General features: G+C 71.1%; 13 protein-coding genes. 7 read left to right on the top strand and 6 right to left on the bottom strand.

Going from position 1 to position 14,445, the window contains the following annotated elements; all coding sequences use genetic code 11:
- Positions 1-18: 18 nt before the first annotated feature.
- The gene (miaB, locus tag ACFVWD_RS35330) at positions 19-1,548 is read right to left on the bottom strand and encodes a tRNA (N6-isopentenyl adenosine(37)-C2)-methylthiotransferase MiaB (protein WP_389602078.1); all 1,530 of its coding nucleotides are present in this window, start codon (positions 1,546-1,548) and stop codon (positions 19-21) included.
- A gap of 154 nt (positions 1,549-1,702) precedes the next feature.
- Between miaB and ACFVWD_RS35335 the strand changes: the two genes are divergently transcribed.
- The gene (locus tag ACFVWD_RS35335; protein WP_389602080.1) at positions 1,703-3,682 is read left to right on the top strand and encodes a protein kinase; all 1,980 of its coding nucleotides are present in this window, start codon (positions 1,703-1,705) and stop codon (positions 3,680-3,682) included.
- A 48-nt stretch (positions 3,683-3,730) separates the two neighbouring features.
- On the opposite strand, the gene ACFVWD_RS35340 is transcribed toward ACFVWD_RS35335, so the two are convergent.
- On the bottom strand, positions 3,731-4,186 hold the full coding sequence (locus ACFVWD_RS35340) for a GNAT family N-acetyltransferase (protein WP_389602082.1): 456 nt from the start codon (positions 4,184-4,186) through the stop codon (positions 3,731-3,733).
- Positions 4,187-4,364: 178 nt separating this feature from the next.
- Here ACFVWD_RS35340 and ACFVWD_RS35345 point away from each other — a divergent pair, with 178 nt between their 5' ends.
- The 3 genes from ACFVWD_RS35345 to ACFVWD_RS35355 all read left to right on the top strand — a co-directional run bounded on the left by ACFVWD_RS35345 (position 4,365) and on the right by ACFVWD_RS35355 (position 7,519).
- Positions 4,365-4,541 carry a DUF6817 domain-containing protein gene (locus ACFVWD_RS35345; RefSeq protein ID WP_389602084.1) on the top strand — a complete coding sequence of 59 codons (177 nt, stop codon included), beginning with the start codon at positions 4,365-4,367 and terminating at the stop codon, positions 4,539-4,541.
- Positions 4,542-4,817: 276 nt separating this feature from the next.
- Entirely contained in the window at positions 4,818-6,677 is a 1,860-nt protein-coding gene (locus ACFVWD_RS35350) for a M1 family aminopeptidase (protein WP_389602086.1), read from the top strand.
- A gap of 311 nt (positions 6,678-6,988) precedes the next feature.
- Positions 6,989-7,519: a hypothetical protein gene (locus ACFVWD_RS35355; RefSeq protein WP_389602088.1), complete on the top strand. Its 531-nt coding sequence runs from the start codon at positions 6,989-6,991 to the stop codon at positions 7,517-7,519.
- Positions 7,520-7,568: 49 nt separating this feature from the next.
- On the opposite strand, the gene ACFVWD_RS35360 is transcribed toward ACFVWD_RS35355, so the two are convergent.
- Both ACFVWD_RS35360 and ACFVWD_RS35365 read right to left on the bottom strand, forming a co-directional pair.
- Positions 7,569-8,252, bottom strand: coding sequence for a response regulator (locus ACFVWD_RS35360; RefSeq protein ID WP_389602140.1), 684 nt, complete (start codon positions 8,250-8,252; stop codon positions 7,569-7,571).
- Positions 8,253-8,329: 77 nt separating this feature from the next.
- A complete protein-coding gene (locus ACFVWD_RS35365; RefSeq protein WP_389602090.1) occupies positions 8,330-9,382 on the bottom strand; it encodes a HAMP domain-containing sensor histidine kinase in 1,053 nt (350 codons plus the stop codon).
- Positions 9,383-9,576: 194 nt separating this feature from the next.
- On the opposite strand from ACFVWD_RS35365, the gene ACFVWD_RS35370 reads away from it, so the two are divergent.
- Positions 9,577-10,062, top strand: coding sequence for a cation:proton antiporter regulatory subunit (locus ACFVWD_RS35370; RefSeq protein WP_389602091.1), 486 nt, complete (start codon positions 9,577-9,579; stop codon positions 10,060-10,062).
- A gap of 4 nt (positions 10,063-10,066) precedes the next feature.
- Positions 10,067-11,326: a cation:proton antiporter gene (locus ACFVWD_RS35375; protein WP_389602092.1), complete on the top strand. Its 1,260-nt coding sequence runs from the start codon at positions 10,067-10,069 to the stop codon at positions 11,324-11,326.
- Between the two features lie 24 nt (positions 11,327-11,350).
- On the opposite strand, the gene ACFVWD_RS35380 is transcribed toward ACFVWD_RS35375, so the two are convergent.
- Positions 11,351-11,812 (bottom strand): MazG nucleotide pyrophosphohydrolase domain-containing protein, encoded by a 462-nt coding sequence (locus ACFVWD_RS35380; RefSeq protein ID WP_389602093.1) that lies wholly within the window; start codon positions 11,810-11,812, stop codon positions 11,351-11,353.
- A gap of 150 nt (positions 11,813-11,962) precedes the next feature.
- Between ACFVWD_RS35380 and ACFVWD_RS35385 the strand changes: the two genes are divergently transcribed.
- Positions 11,963-12,961 (top strand): TAXI family TRAP transporter solute-binding subunit, encoded by a 999-nt coding sequence (locus ACFVWD_RS35385; protein ID WP_389602095.1) that lies wholly within the window; start codon positions 11,963-11,965, stop codon positions 12,959-12,961.
- Positions 12,962-13,030: 69 nt separating this feature from the next.
- Here the strand turns inward: ACFVWD_RS35385 and ACFVWD_RS35390 are convergent, their stop codons facing one another.
- On the bottom strand, positions 13,031-14,440 hold the full coding sequence (locus ACFVWD_RS35390) for an ATP-binding protein (protein ID WP_384915647.1): 1,410 nt from the start codon (positions 14,438-14,440) through the stop codon (positions 13,031-13,033).
- Between the last annotated feature and the right edge of the window lie 5 nt (positions 14,441-14,445).

The raw sequence follows: 14,445 nt of genomic DNA on the forward strand, positions 1-14,445 counted from the left end.
GGAGCCCCCCACCCGGGGTCAGTCGCAGCCGCACCCGCTGCCGGTGGCGACCGGCAGCGGCTCCGGGGCACCGATCCTCGGCAGCCCCAGCATCACACCGGCGGGCTTCGGCGCCTCGGCCGCGTTGCGCTTCTCCCAGGCGTCCCCCGCGCGCGTGCGGCGCACGTCCAGGACGGCGCCCTCGGCGAGCAGGTGGTGCGGGGCGGCGTAGGTGATCTCGACGGTGACCACGTCACCGGGGCGTACTTCCTGGTCGGGCTTGGTGAAGTGGACCAGGCGGTTGTCGGGGGCACGGCCGGAGAGGCGGTGGGTGGCACCGTCCTTGCGGCCCTCGCCCTCGGCGACCATCAGCTCCAGAGTGCGGCCGACCTGCTTCTTGTTCTCGTCCCAGGAGATCTCCTCCTGGAGGGCGACGAGACGCTCGTAGCGCGCCTGGACGACCTCCTTGGGGATCTGGTTCTCCATGGTGGCGGCCGGGGTGCCGGGGCGCTTGGAGTACTGGAACGTGAACGCCGCCGAGAAGCGCGCCTCCCGCGCCACGTGCATGGTCTGCTCGAAGTCCTCCTCGGTCTCTCCGGGGAAGCCCACGATGATGTCGGTGGTGATGGCGGCGTGCGGAATGGCTGCGCGCACCTTCTCGATGATCCCGAGGTAACGGTCCTGCCGGTAGGACCGGCGCATCGCCTTCAGGACCGGGTCCGAACCGGACTGCAGCGGCATGTGCAGCTGCGGCATCACGTTCGGTGTCTCGGCCATGGCGGCGATGACGTCGTCGGTGAAGTCACGGGGGTGCGGGGAGGTGAACCGGACCCGCTCCAGGCCCTCGATCTGCCCGCAGGCCCGCAGCAGCTTGCTGAACGCCTCGCGGTCGCCGATGTCGCTGCCGTACGCGTTGACGTTCTGCCCGAGCAGTGTGATCTCGGAGACGCCCTCGCCGACCAGTGCCTCGATCTCGGCGAGGATGTCGCCGGTCCTGCGGTCCTTCTCCTTGCCGCGCAGCGCCGGGACGATGCAGAAGGTGCAGGTGTTGTTGCAGCCCACGGAGATGGAGACCCAGGCCGCGTACGCGCTCTCGCGACGGGTCGGCAGCGTGGACGGGAACGCCTCCAGCGACTCTGCGATCTCGACCTGCGCCTCTTCCTGTACGCGGGCGCGCTCCAGGAGGACGGGCAGCTTGCCGATGTTGTGCGTACCGAAGACGACGTCCACCCAGGGCGCCTTCTTCACGATGGTGTCGCGGTCCTTCTGGGCCAGGCAGCCGCCGACGGCGATCTGCATCCCGGGGCGCTTCGTCTTCATCGGCGCGAGGCGGCCGAGGTTGCCGTACAGCCTGTTGTCGGCGTTCTCCCGGACGGCGCAGGTGTTGAAGACGACGACGTCCGCGTCACCGTCGGACCCCTCGGGCGCGCGCACGTAACCGGCGCCTTCGAGGAGCCCGGAGAGCCGTTCGGAGTCGTGGACGTTCATCTGGCACCCGTAGGTGCGCACCTCATAAGTCTTGGGTTCCTGAACGTCCACTGCCTGACTCCGGTCGCTGCTGCTGGTCATGGCTCAAGGGTAGGCGGTTTCGGCAGAGCCCCCGCCCGAGGGTTTCGAGGAGCGGGCCGGGCCCGGCCACGAGGTCGGCAGCCGACCCCACCGGGCCGAGGGGGCCCGTGATGCAATGGGGCACCACAGAACGGATCTCGGGGTGGAGTGGGGCGTGTTGAGCGACGGTGGGGCCGATGCGGGGAGTTTCCAGCCTCTGGAGGACGGCGATCCTCGGGTCGTCGGCGGCTACCGGCTGGTGGCACGGCTCGGGTCCGGGGGCATGGGACGGGTCTATCTCTCGCACACGCCGGGCGGGCGGGCCGTCGCGGTCAAGGTGATCCGGCCGGAGCTGGCCGAGAACGCCGAGTTCCGCAAGCGGTTCCAGGCCGAGGTGGCCGCCGCGAGCCGGGTGCACGGGCTCTACACGGCGCCGGTCGTGGACAGCGACACCGGGGGATCAATGCCGTGGTGCGCGACCGCCTATGTGCCGGGGCCTTCCCTCGCCGACGCGGTACGTGATCACGGTCCGCTGCCCGTCGACACCGTGCTGCGGCTGATCGCCGGTGTCGCGGAGGCCCTGCAGGCGGTGCACCGCGAGGGCATCGTGCACCGGGACCTCAAGCCGTCGAACGTGCTGCTCGCCGCGGACGGCCCGCGGGTCATCGACTTCGGTGTCGCGCGGGCCGCGGACACCACGTCGGTGACGATGAGCGGCACCGCCCTCGGAACCGTCGCCTACATGGCGCCGGAGCAGGTCCTCGGCGGGGATGCCATGCCGTCGGCCGACGTGTTCGCGCTGGGGCAGACCGCGGTGTTCGCGGCGACGGGCGGCGGCGCCTTCGGGGACGGGGATCCGCACGCGGTGCTCTACCGAGTGGTGCACGAGGAGCCCGATCTCAGCCGCGTGCCGGTGGAGATACGGGAGCTGGTGGCAGGGTGTCTGCGCAAGCCCGCCGCCGAGCGGCCTTCCGTCGAGGAGGTCATACGCCGCGTCCAGACGATCCAGGCGGATCTTGGTGCCGAAGCGCGGTCCGCGTCCGGGGCGTGGCTGTCGGGCGAACTGGCGGCGGGTATCGCGGCCCGTACCGAAAGCGCGGATCGGGCCCGGGCGGAGGCGGTTCCGGACACTGACGCTTCCGGAGCTTCGGGGACTTCGGGGGCTTCGGGGGCGTCCGGAGCGTCGGGGGCTTTCGGACCCGCTGGATCCGGCGCCTTCGGACCCGCCGGTTCGGCCGGTCCGGCCGGTCCGGCCGGTCCCGGCGCTTTCGGGCCTCCGATGGCCTACTCCCCCACCGCGCCGTCCCATGCCACACCGTCCCATGCCGCGCTGCCCGGGCCCTTCGTGATGGGGCCAGGGGCCGCGCCGGGTCCGTACGCTCCGCATCCCTGGCCGCAGCCGCAGGAGCCGGACGCCGCCCGGACCTCCGCAGTGGGCACGGGCGGCAAGGGCCGCAACGCCCGGGGCTGGGTATTGGCGGCAGCCGCGGTCGTACTCGTCGCCGGTGGCGCGGCCGCCGCGCTGCTGCTCGTCCCGGGGAACGGCGACAAGAACGACAGCCGGGCGCAGGACGTGGCCGCGTCGCAGTCGGCCACGGCCGCCGAGACTTCGCCGTCGGCGTCCGGCTCCCCGTCCCCCCGGGCCTCGAAGAAGCCCAAGACGGCCGAGTCCGCTCTGCCGCCCAGCCCTTCGGGGCCCCCGACGCCCGCGCGGACCGCGACCTCGGCTCCCCCGACCGCCGCGTCCAGCAAGCCCGCGGCCCCGACGGCCCCTGTCCCGGTGACGTACGCCGGGATCCGGATGACAGCGAGCCACGACCTGTATCTCGCGGACACTCCGGTGCGGTCCAAGGCGGACACCGGGACCTCCGACGAGGATCTGACGTACGCCGTCTACTCCTCGGGGGCGGTCCTCGCCCCCGGCACCGACTCCGGCAGCTCCCTCGCCCTGCTGCCCGTGGGGCGGCTGGGGAGCCTCGATGCGTGCAAGGCGGCGACCGGCTACAAGAGTTACATCTGGGTCAAGGACCTCACCGTCGGCCAGCAGATGTGCGTCGTCAGCGGGACGGGGCACGTGGGGCTCGTGACGTATCGGGGTTCGTCCGGGACGACGTACGCCACCTTGGACGTGAAGGTCTGGCGCAACGCGGCCTAGGAGCAGACCTCTTCCCGCACGGACCCCTTTCCGCACGGACCTCTTCCCTCACGGGCCGAGGATGCCCGCACCCGGTCGTCGCACCATGAAGACGTCGATCGGGTCCGGAACCTCCACGGTGAACCCGTGGCGCTCGTACAGTCGCCGGGCGGCGCTGCCCTGCAGAACATTCAGACGGACGGGCATGCCGTCGGCGACGGTGCGGTCCAGCAGGGTGCTCAGGACGGCTGAACCGAGCCCCCGGCCCTGCAAGCCCGGGACGAGACAGAAGTGCTCCAGCCACAGCCCGTCCTCGGCCGGCCTCAGCGTGACGCAGCCCGCGAAGTCGCCGTCGGCGATGACGACCGACGTGTGCCCCGGGGAGAAGGATTCCCGCAGCCGCCGGCGGACCCGGCGCTCGTCGAACCGGCCCAGCCGCTCCAGGTCCGGGCGCGTCACCGTCGCCCGCAGCTCGGCCATCACCTCGACATCCGTCTGCTCCGCGGAGCGCAGCACCCATTCCATGGAACGGTCCGGACCCCGGCCCGACCGTTCCCGGGCAACGCCCGCCCCGGCCGTATCCGGTCCGCCCCCGCAGTCGTCTCCATGGTGGGAGTCTCAGTGGCCTGCCGAGACGTTGAATCCCCATCCCGAGGGGGCTGAAGTGACCGAAGTACCGGAGGAAGTACCGGGAGTACCAGAAGTGCCCGAAGCGACCGGCGACGGTGACGCATCCCGGTGGTCGCGTGCCGAAGCCTTCCTGCGTGCGCGGGGAACCGCCGAGATGCCGCATCCGGGCGGCACGCTGCTGGAGCATCTCGGCCGTGTCCGACGGCTCCTGGCCGACTGGGGCGGCGACCCCGTGCTCCCGGACCACTGATCACCGAGTTCGACCGACTCGTACCGCCCGTGGCCGCGGCCGGAGCCCGAACACTTGAGGTCAGCGAACACTTTTACCCGCCACTGATGGCATGCCCCGGTCAAATCTGCCAGGCTTCCCGCAGCCGTCGCCCTGACCACAGGGAGACGCAACGGAAATCTCACCCAAGCGATCGCGCAAGCGATGCGCGCAGCCCCCGGCTGCCCCCGGCGCACCCAGGCCGTCAGGGCGGCCACCGAGCAGGCCGGAATCCCGGCCACCTCAAAGGAGTTTCGTGTGAGACCGACCCCCCACAAGGCCCTCGCCGCGAGCGCACTGGGCATCGCCGCGTTGGCCGCCGCCCTGCTCCCCGTCACCCCGGCGGCAGCCGCGCCGCCCACCGCACCACTGGCCGCCGCATGCACTCCGGCCCAGGTGGTCACCAACGGTGGTTTCGAGAGCGGGACTTCACCCTGGACCCAGTCGTCGTCGACCGTGATCACCAGCCGTTCCGGTCAGAGCGCCCACGGCGGCACCAGCTTCGCCTGGCTGAACGGTGTCGGCAGTACGCACACCGACACCCTCTCGCAGAGCGTCACGATCCCGTCCGGGTGCAGCAGCGCCACGCTCACCTTCTGGCTGCACATCGACACCGCCGAGACGACCTCGTCGACCGCGTACGACAAGCTGACGGCGAAGATCGGCAGTACGACACTGGCGACGTACTCGAACCTGAACAAGGCCACCGGCTACGTACAGAAGTCGTTCGACGTGTCGGCGTTCGCGGGCCAGACCGTGAGCCTCGCCTTCACCGGGACCGAGGACTCCAGCCTCCAGACGAGCTTCGTCCTCGACGACATCGCCCTCGACACCTCCGGCGGCACGACCCCGCCGGCGGACTCCACGCGCACGCCGGCCGCCCCCTCGTACACCGTCAGCCTGAGCAGCAACACGACCGGCACGGGCTGGACCGGCCACGAGAGCGCGACGTTCACCAACGCCTCCTCCACCGCGCTCAGCGAGGTGTACCTGAGGCTGTGGGACAACTACCACGGCACCTGCTCCGCGATGCCGATCACGGTCAGCAACGTCACCGGGGGCACCGCGGGCGCCCTGTCGGTCGGCTGCACCGCTCTGCAGATCGCCCTCCCGACCCCGCTGGCGCAGGGCCAGTCGACCACGATCGGCTTCGACCTGGGGATCACCGTCCCCAGCGGCGCCGACCGCTTCGGCTACGACGGCGCGTTCAGCATGATCGGCAACGCGCTGCCGGTACTTGCCATCAAGGACGGCTCGGGCTGGCACCTGGACCCGTACACCAACAACGGCGAGTCGTTCTACTCCCTGGCCGCCGACTTCAAGGTGACCCTCGACCACCCGACCACCCTGCTGGTCCCGGCCACGGGCACCTCGGTGGACACCCCCGGCTCCAGCGGACGCACGGTCACCACGGCCACCGCCGCCAAGGTCCGTGACTTCGCGTGGGCGGCGGGCCCGTTCACCAAGATCTCGGGTACGTCGACGGCGGGCACCCCGATCAACATCTACTCGGTCTCGGGGATCAGTTCGTCCAGCGCACAGTCCATGCTCACCACCGCGAAGACCGCGGTGGACGCCCACGCGGGCCGCTTCGGCGCCTACCCGTACGGCGAGTTGGACGCCGTGATCGACAACAACTTCTGGTTCGGCGGCATGGAGTACCCGGGGTTCGTCCTCGACCTGGTCTCCACCACGGCGCTCACCCATGAGATCGGGCACCAGTGGTTCTACGGGATCGTCGGCGACGACGAGTACAACAGCCCGTGGCTGGACGAGGCGTTCACCGACTACGCCACCGACCTGGCGCTGGGCAGTACCGGCACGAACTGCTGGAACAGCGTCTCCTGGGCCTCGACGGCGGAGAAGATCACCAACTCGATGGCCTACTGGGACGCCCACTCCTCCCGGTACTCCACCGTCGTCTACGGATACGGCAAGTGCGCCCTGCACGATCTGCGGCGCGTCCTCGGTGACACCACCATGGCCAAGCTGCTGAAGGACTACGCCGCTTCGCACTGGTACGGCGTCTCGACCACGGCCGAGTTCAAGGCGGCCGCCCAGGCCGCCACGACCACGGACCTGACCTCGTTCTGGACCCAGCACCGCATCGACGGCTGACACGGCGCCGGTTCGCCGCGGTCGGCCCCTCGGGGTGTCATCCGCGGCGAACCGACGTCCGGGGCGTGCGTGATCAACCGTCTCCTTCCAGCGGCCACCATGGACGTTGGGTAAGAACTTGATAACCCTCCGCAACCCCGCCGACCAGGCGTTTTTGTCGGATGATGGGGGTTTTCGACGCTTTTCGCACGAGGATGGAGCCTTCGTCCGGTCGCAGGCTCGGCAATGACGTGGATAACCTCAAAAGCGCACATTTCGCCCATATGGGCGTGATCCGTTTGTGGGGGGATCCGTCACGTCAGGAGCCACACGTGAATTACACACTCCGCAGCCGCTGTGCCAAGGCGATCGGCGCCGGCGCGCTCTCCGTCACTCTGCTGTCGGCCGGGACGGCGGGCGCCTTCGCCGCGTCCCCGACCGCGGCCTCACCGAGCCCGAAGCCGAAGCCGATCATGACCAGCAGCGCGAAGCCGCACATCACCGGCACCGCGAAGCCCACCAGGACCGGCATGCCCAAGCCCACCAAGACCGGCATGCCCATGCCCACCAGGACCGGCATGGGCATGGCCAACGGCTCGATCACCGCCAGGGTGAGCAAGGCCCAGGTGCACGCAGGGCAGTCGGTGACGCTCACCGGACGCGCCAAGGGAGTGAAGGTCGGCACCAAGGTGGTACTGCTGCACATGCACAACGGTAAGTGGACCGCTCTGAAGTCCAGCACCGTGCTCAAGAACGGCAGCAGCTACTCCCTGGTCACCAAGTTCAACAACAAGGGCAAGGAGCAGCTCCGGGTCATGGCGGGCAAGATCGTCTCGCCGACCGTCCTCGTGACGGTGAAGTGACCCGCCGGCACCGCGACGAGAGGGCCGACCCGGGCATGGGTCGGCCCTTTCACGGTTCGATGAGTCCGGCCCTGATCGCGTACCGGGTGAGTCCGAGGCGGTCGCGCAGGCCGAGCTTCTGCAGCAGGTTCGCCCGATGGCTCTCCACGGTCTTGGCGCTGATGTAGAGCAGTTCGGCGATCTCCTTCGTCGTATGGCCCTCGGCGACCAGCTTGAGCACCTCCTCCTCGCGGTCGGTGACGGTCCGCACGGGCAGTCCCTCGCCGCGTCGCATCCGCTCCAGGTAGGTGCGTACGAGCGCGGTCTCGGCGCCGGGATAGATGAACGGCTCGTCGCGCATCGCCGCCCGGCACGCCTCCACCAGGTCGCGGTCGGCGACCGACTTCAGCACGTAACCGCAGGCCCCGGCCTTGAGCGCCTCGAAGAAGTACTGCTCGTTGTCGTACATCGTCAGGATGAGGATGCGCAGGTCCGGAAGGCGGCGGGAGAGCTCGCGAGCCGCCTGGAGCCCGGTCATCCGGGGCATCGCGATGTCGAGGACGGCGAGGTCCACGTCCGTGCCGCGGGCCCGCGCGACCGCTTCGGCCCCGTCCCCGGCCTCGGCCACGACGCTCAGGTCCGGTTCGCCGTCCAGGATGAGCCGTACGCCACGGCGCACGAGCGTGTGGTCGTCGGCGAGCAGAACCCGGGTGGGCCGACCCCCGCCGGACTGCCGGTCGGGCACGGACGCCATGGACGATACGGACGGCACGAACGGCACGAACGGCACGGACGGCACGGACGGCACGGACGGCACGGACGTCACGGACGTCATCGGTCTCCCTCGAATGCGGTCGCGGCACGGAGCTGCGGCGGTACGCCGGTGTTCGGTGCGCCGGTCTTCGCTGCGCCTGTCTTTGCTGCGCCGGTCTTCGCAGAGATGCGCAGCCGTACGTCGGTGCCCACCCCCGGCCCGGCCCCGACCGAGAGCGCGGCGCCGATCAGCAGGGCCCGCTCCCGCATACCGCTGATCCCCGCCCCTTCCCGCAGCCGGCCGGGGCCCTTGCCGTTGTCCCGCACGAGGAGCTCGACGCCGCCGCCGTCACCACCGTCCACGCCGACGACCCGCCGCAACCGCAGTTCGGCGCGATCGGCACCCGCGTGCCGGGCCGTGTTGGTGAGCCCTTCCTGAGCCACCCGGTAGACCACGAGTTCCGTCTCCTCCGTCAGCGGCGGCAGATCTCCGTCGAGGTGATGGCGTACGGACAGGCCGTGCGTGGTGAACTCGGCCGCCAGCGACCGCAGCGCGCTGTGCAGCCCGAGTTCCTCCAGGACACCGGGGCGCAGCCGGCGGGCGATGCGGCGGATCTCGTCCAGGCCCCCGCGGGTCGCCTCCTGCGCCTGCCGTACCTCCTCCCGCAGCTCCCCGGGCACCTGGTCGGCGACCCGTTTGAGCTGCAGCAGCACGGCGGTCAGGGTCTGGCCCACCTCGTCGTGGAGCTCCTGGGAGATGCGTCGGCGCTCGCACTCCTGCGCGGAGAGCGCGCGGGCCGAACTGGTGGCGCGCTCGGTCTCCAGCCGGTCGAGCATGGTGTTGTACGTGGTGATCAGCCCGGCGACCTCCGCGGGGCCGGTCACGGGTGCCCGGGCCCCGGGATGCAGCAGGTCGGCGGTGGCCATGGCCCGGCCGAGCCGTTGCAGCGGGGCCAGTCCTATCCGCAGCACGAGCGCGTCGACGACGAGCAACACCACGAGCCCCGCGACGACGACCAGCACCTCGCCCGGCAGTATCGGCGTCGACACGGTGACCGGGCCCAGCAGCAGCGCGGTGGCGACGGTCAGGCCCGCGGCATTGAGCAGGAAGATCCGCCGGAACAGCGACACGTTCTTCTGTCCGTCCCTTCCTGTCCCTCCGGTCCTTCCGAGCCGCGGCGACGCCACTGTCCCGGTCAGCTTCGCGCCTGTCGAGCGGTCGTGTCCATCCGTGCCAGCACCCATGTCGCCACCGTACGGGGGATGGCAGCATGACCGTTTTGGGCGGGAACGCAGGACCGCGACTCGACGAACAAGGGGAGATCATGTCCACGCCACGCCTTCGGGCGACGCCACTGCCGGGCATCGGGGTCCAGTACGACCTCATGACGCGCGAACAGCGCCACCTGTCGGTGGTGGCGCACCGCGACGGCGCCCGTACCGTGAGCGTGTACCGCGCCGACGACCCCGACTCCTGCGCCCAGTCGCTGCGGCTGACGAGCGGCGAGACGGCCTCGCTGATCGACGCGCTGAAGCCCTCCCACCACAGCCCGAGCCTGCTCTACACCACCGACCTCGGGCTGATCGCCGAGCGCATCGAGATCGCCGCGACGTCCCACTGGAACGGCCGGGTGCTGGGCGAGACCCGGATGCGGACCGAGACCGGCGCGTCGGTGGTGGCGGTGCTGCGTCGCGCCGAGGCCATCCCCTCCCCGACCCCGGACTTCCGGCTGGCGGGCGGGGACACCCTGATCGTCGTCGGCACCCGCGAAGGCGTCGACGGCGCCGCGGCGATACTCGGACGGGAGTGAGCGCGTGCACTCTGCTGTTCTGCTGATCGAGTTCGGCGCCATCATCCTGTGTCTCGGGCTGCTCGGGCGGGCCGCCGCCCGGCTGCGGTTCTCCCCCATCCCGCTGTATCTGCTGGCCGGTCTCGCCTTCGGCGAGGGCGGGCTGCTCCCGCTCGGCGCGAGCGAGGAGTTCGTCGCCACCGGCGCCGAGATCGGCGTCATCCTGCTGCTGCTGATGCTCGGCCTGGAGTACACGGCCAGCGATCTGGTCTCCAACCTCAAGGCCCACTACCCCTCGGGCCTGGTCGACTGCACCCTCAACGCCCTGCCCGGCGCGGCCGCCGCGCTGCTGCTCGGCTGGGGTCCGGTGGCCGCCGTGGTCCTGGCGGGCGTCACCTGGATCTCCTCGTCCGGTGTCATCGCCAAGGTGCTGGGCGACCTGGGGCGGGTGGGCAACCGGGAGACACCGGTGATCCTCAGCATCCTCGTCCTGGAGGACCTGGCGATGGCGGTCTACCTGCCCATCGTCACCGCGCTGGTGGCCGGGGTCGGGCTGGCCGCGGGCAGTGTGACGCTCGCGATCGCCCTGGGAGCCGCCGGACTCGTCCTGTTCGTGGCCGTCCGCTACGGCCGTGTCATCTCCCGCTTCGTCTCCAGCGACGACCCCGAGAAGCTGCTGCTCGTCGTGCTGGGCCTGACGATCCTCGTCGCGGGCATCGCGCAGCAGCTCCAGGTCTCCGCCGCCGTCGGGGCGTTCCTGGTCGGCATCGCCCTGTCCGGGGAGGTCGCGGAGGGCGCGCACACGCTGCTCAGCCCGTTGCGGGACCTCTTCGCGGCGATCTTCTTCGTCTTCTTCGGACTGCACACCGACCCGGCGAGCATCCCGCCGGTGCTGCTGCCCGCGCTCGCGCTGGCCGTCGTCACGGCTCTGACGAAGATCGCCACCGGGTACTGGGCGGCGCGCCGGGCCGGTATCTCCGTGGGTGGCCGGTGGCGGGCGGGCGGCGCGCTGGTCGCGCGCGGCGAGTTCTCCATCGTCATCGCCGGGCTCGCGGTCACGGCCGGCATCGAGCCCTCACTCGGCCCGCTGGCCACGGCGTATGTGCTGATCCTGGTCGTACTCGGCCCACTCACCGCCCGCTACTCCCAGCCGCTGGCCGAACGGCTCACGGCCCGGTTCGGCCTCTCCGAGCGCCGGGGCCTCGCGGCGCAGCCCGAGGGGGCTGAACCGGAACGGCCCGAGGCGGAGGGTGAGGCCCGGCAGCAGGCCGCCGTCGGGGACTGAGCCGGGCCGATCGAGCAAAGGGGCCTACGCGTCCGCGCCCCTCCACCCCTGCCCCCGCAGTACCTCCGACACGTCCGGCGCCCGGTAGTGCTCCCCCTTGAGCACCTTGCCGTCGGTCCGGCGGGCGACGCGGCCGTCGGGGCCCAGCTTCGTCATGTTGGAGCGGTGGACCTCGGCGATCACCGCGTCGAGGTCGATGCCGTGGACGAGCGCGGTGCCGTACGCCACGTACACGACGTCGGCCAGCTCGTGCGCCAGCCGGTCCAGCGGGCCCGAGACCGAGACCTCGGCGACTTCGGCGGCCTCCTCGGCGAGCAGTTCACCGCGGTGGGCGGCCAGCGCCGGGGAGACCTCCGTCGGCGTGCTGCGCGCGTCGAGCCCGAAGGCGAGGTGGAACTCACGGACCAGGGAAGCCGGGGAGGGAGAAGCCGGGGAGGGAACGGGAGACGGGGAAGAAGTGACCGGGGAGTCGGGCGAGGTCTGCATCCGCCGACCCTACCCAGCCGACGCCCCACCCCCGCGGGCCCGATGTCGCACCCCTACCGGCCCCGTACCTCCCCGTCTCCCGTTCCCTCCCCGGCCTCCTCTCGGCCCCGCCCTGGTCAGGACGGCCCCCCGGCTGGCAGGATCGCGCGCATGTTCCTGCCACTCCCCCGTATCGACCGGCGCCGCGCGCTGTTCGGCTCGGCCGCCGCGCTCGTGGTGTTCGGGCTGCTGTTGTGGTGGCTGCTGCCGCTGGGCGAGGAGTCGCCGGGCGGCAGGATCACGTTCAGCACAGGCACCCCGACCGGGGTGTACCAGAAGTACGGCACGCTGCTGCAGACCGCGCTCGCCAAGGACATGCCACGCCTGGACGTCCGGCTGAAGAACAGCGACGGCTCGCAGGAGAACGTCCGCCGGGTGGCCACGGGCCAGGCCGACTTCACCATCGCGGCGGCCGACGCGGTGGAGACGTACATCCTGGAGAACAAGCCGGGAGCGGGCCAACTGCGCGGCTGCGCCCGGCTGTACGACGACTATGTGCACCTGGTCGTCCCGCGCTCCTCGTCCGTGCAGTCGGTGGCGGACCTGCGGGGCAAGAGGGTCGCCGTGGGGCCGGACGGTTCCGGGGTACGGCTGATAGCGGAGCATGTTCTACAGGCTGCCGGGCTCGACTCCGCGAAGGACATCAAACCGCGTCCGGACGGCATCGGCACCATGCCGGACCTGCTCGAACAGCACAAGATCGACGCCTTCTTCTGGTCGGGCGGCCTGCCGACGAGCGCGGTGCAGCAGCTCTCGAAGAGCTTCGCCGTCAGGCTGGTGCCGATCACCGGCGACCTCGTCGCGAAACTGCACGAGCAGGGCGGCGCAGCCCGCTTCTACCGGTCCGCGGTGATGCCCGCCGACGCCTACCCCGAGGCCCAGCAGGGCTCGTCCGTGCAGACGCTGGCGGTGGCGAACTTCCTGATCACCCGGGAGGACTCGGACGCCCGGCTCACCGAGGAGCTCACCCGTACGGTGATCAACAGCCGCGACGGCATCGGCCGTCAGGTGCACGCGGCCCAGCTGGTGGACCTGCGCACGGCCATCTACACGGACCCGCTGCCCCTGCACGAGGGCGCCCGGCGCTACTACCGCTCGGTCAAGCCGTAGCGCGGGCCGCCTCCTGGCCGCACCACCCTGCCGCGACCCGGCCGCAACCCCCGGCCCTGGCCGCCCCGCTCACGACTCGGGCCGCGACCTCGGCACCGTCACCGTCACCTTGAGGCCGTGCGGCTCGTGACGGGCGTACGCGATGGATCCGCCGCCCGCCGAGAGCAGTACCCGCGAGATGGACAGGCCCAGGCCCGAGCCCTTGATGTTCTGGTGCCCCGCGCTGCGCCAGAAGCGGTCGCCGATGCGGGCCAGTTCCTCGTCGCTGAGGCCCGGACCGCGGTCGGTGACGACCACCGTCGAGACCTCGCCGTTCGACGCGACCGCCACCTCGACGTCCTCGCCCTCGGGTGTGAACTTCAGCGCGTTGTCGATCACCGCGTCCAGGGCGCTGGACAGGGTGACCGGGTCGGCCCAGGCGGTGGTGGCCGGGCAGGTCCCCGTCAGGCGTACGCCCTTGCTGTCGGCCAGTGGTGACCAGGACGCGACGCGCTCGGCCGCCAGCTCACCGATGTCGGTCAGCCGCAGGTCCGCCTCGGCGTGCTCGGCGAGCGCCAGGTCGAGCAGGTCGTCCAGGACCTCGGCGAGGCGCTTGCCCTCGGTGCGGACCGACGCGATCTCCTCATTGTCCTCCGGCAGTTCGAGCGCGAGCAGTTCGATGCGCAGCAGCAGCGCCGAGAGCGGGTTGCGCAACTGGTGCGAGGCGTCGGCGACGAAGGCGCGCTGCTGCTCCAGGACGTCTTCGACGTTGTCCGCCATCTCGTTGAACGACCGGGCCAGGCGCCTGAGTTCCGGCGGACCGCCCGCGACCGCGACCCGGGACTTCAGCCGTCCGGTCGCGATGTCGTGGGTGGTGGCGTCGAGGACGCGTACCGGCCTGAGCACCCAGCCGGTGAGCCGCAGCGCCGCGCCGAGGGCGAGGAGCATCGCGGCGACCTCGCCCGCGCCGATGATCACCCAGCCGTGCAGGATCTTCGAACGCATCTGTCCGGTGGGCGAGTCGGTGACCACGACCGCGATGACGTCACCGTCCCGGATGACCGGCGACGCGACGACGAGCCGGTCGCGCTGCCACGGCCAGACCTGCTCCGGGTCGTGGCTGCGGCGGCCCAGGAGCGCCTCGTTGAAGGCGTCGCGCCCCTCGCCCTTCCCGACCACGTACCAGTTCTCGGGCGCGTTGGCCATGGGCGCGAGGTCGCGGTAGAAGACCCCGACACGGATGCCGTACACCTCGTAGTACGCGACGAGTTCCTTGCGCAGGGTCTCCCCGCGCTCGTCCGTCGTGCCCACCCGGGAGCCGCCGGCCGGCTGGTCGGTGACGAACTGCGCGAGGGCGGCGAAGCGTGCCGTGTCGTCGATGCGGTCGACGACCACACGCTGTTGCTCGGCGGCCGCGACACTCACGGCGAGCGGGATGCCGAGCGCGAGCAGCACGGCTGCCATCAGGACGATCAGCAGCGGAAGGAGGCGGGTACGCACCGGTG

The organism is Streptomyces sp. NPDC058086 (genome assembly GCF_042885015.1).
GTDB lineage: Bacteria > Actinomycetota > Actinomycetes > Streptomycetales > Streptomycetaceae > Streptomyces.

Bases quoted from the DNA above. Each gene is read 5' to 3' on its own strand.
- ACFVWD_RS35370 (WP_389602091.1), top strand. From the start codon at position 9,577: ATGTCCACGCCACGCCTTCGGGCGACGCCACTGCCGGGCATCGGGGTC.
- ACFVWD_RS35340 (WP_389602082.1), bottom strand. From the start codon at position 4,186: ATGGAATGGGTGCTGCGCTCCGCGGAGCAGACGGATGTCGAGGTGATG.
- ACFVWD_RS35380 (WP_389602093.1), bottom strand. From the start codon at position 11,812: ATGCAGACCTCGCCCGACTCCCCGGTCACTTCTTCCCCGTCTCCCGTT.
- ACFVWD_RS35360 (WP_389602140.1), bottom strand. From the start codon at position 8,252: ATGGCGTCCGTGCCCGACCGGCAGTCCGGCGGGGGTCGGCCCACCCGG.
- ACFVWD_RS35385 (WP_389602095.1), top strand. From the start codon at position 11,963: ATGTTCCTGCCACTCCCCCGTATCGACCGGCGCCGCGCGCTGTTCGGC.
- miaB (WP_389602078.1), bottom strand. From the start codon at position 1,548: ATGACCAGCAGCAGCGACCGGAGTCAGGCAGTGGACGTTCAGGAACCC.